This window comes from Streptomyces sp. NPDC060031 (assembly GCF_042736805.1).
Classification (GTDB): Bacteria; Actinomycetota; Actinomycetes; order Streptomycetales; family Streptomycetaceae; genus Streptomyces.
Genome location: NZ_JBHWVM010000216.1, coordinates 1 through 1,197, shown reverse-complemented (window position 1 = coordinate 1,197; position 1,197 = coordinate 1). Strand labels below are relative to the sequence as shown.

The following is a 1,197-nucleotide window of genomic DNA, read 5'->3' as shown; positions in this document are numbered from 1 at the left end:
GCCTTACGCACCCGCATCCGTGACGGCGGGGGTACGGCGCTCCGCCCCAATCCGGGCCCGGCAGACGGCCGCTCAAGCCGCGCAACCCCACCCCCCTTCCCGCTGGCCGTCGTTGGTCGTCCGGAGCACCCGCAGACGCGTATGCGGTAGGCCACGGAGGATTACGGGCCTCAGGCGGCCTGTACGCCCGCCTGAGGGCTCGTGAGCGCTCCGGCGGACCGAGAGTCGCAGGAGCGGGAGAACGACGCTCAGAGGCTCACGGGAGGCCGTGTGCCGGTACGTTCGGGACTTGGCACGACGAAGCCCCCGCCGAATTCGGATCGGCGGGGGCTTCGGTGTGTGCGGGCGGAGGTCAGCTCCGATGGGCTCGCCAACGGCGGGCTGGTGCGACGGACTCCCCAACCTCCACCGTGTCGCCCTGCGCGTCGACGTACACGTTCCGGCTCAGCAGAACGGGGGCGCCGGGCTCGACGCCAAGCAGAGTCGCCTGTTCCTCGGTTGCTGCATCGGCGGCGCTGGCTTCCTCGGAGGCCACGGCGCGTCGACCGGTGACGGCCTCGATGGCTGATGGGGTGCCGCCCGGGATCCGCTCGCGCTGCAGCAGAGCGGGCACGGTCTCCGCGAGTTCAGCGACGAACCAGCTCGTGCTCGCGGAGACCGGCTCCGCGTCGGCGTTGTGCGTGACCCGCTGGCGACGCAGCGCCTGGCCGCCGTCCTCGACGCCCAGGAGGTCCGCGACCCACTCGGGGGGAGTGGTCAGGTCGGCGCCCGTGATCACGGCGTACTCGCCGTCGGCGTAGATCCGCCCGGTAGTGAGCGCCGCCTCCAGGCGGTCGGCTGCGGTGCGGTGCAGGGTCCGGCGCGTGCTGACCGTGGTGGCCGCACCCTGCCGGCCTTCCGCGAGGCCTTCCGCCCTCAGCGTGCGGTGGACCTTCTGCGCGGTCGCAGTCGAGATGCCGTACTCCGCCGCGAGTTCGCGCACGGACGGCAGCACGTCGCCGTGCGCGAGTTCGCCGCTGACGATCTTCGACTTCAGCGTGCCGACGACTTGGAGATACGGAGGCGTGCGCTCCAGCGAGGACATGGCGGGGCTCCTTCGACGGGTGAACGGTGCGGTGATCTATCACAGCATCCGGAGTAGTGATCTAGCACAGTGTATGGCTTGACACAGCAACTGTGCCCCCACAGTATGGGTCC

1 protein-coding gene is annotated in these 1,197 nt (G+C 70.8%); it reads right to left on the bottom strand.

The genetic code is table 11. The features are described from left to right. Nucleotides 1–352: 352 nt before the first annotated feature. Nucleotides 353–1,084, bottom strand: coding sequence for a GntR family transcriptional regulator (locus ACFWB8_RS37115; RefSeq protein ID WP_377541236.1), 732 nt, complete (start codon nucleotides 1,082–1,084; stop codon nucleotides 353–355). Nucleotides 1,085–1,197: the final 113 nt, after the last annotated feature.

Coding starts and splice junctions, on each gene's coding strand:
- ACFWB8_RS37115 (WP_377541236.1), bottom strand. CDS start 1,084: ATGTCCTCGCTGGAGCGCACGCCTCCGTATCTCCAAGTCGTCGGCACG.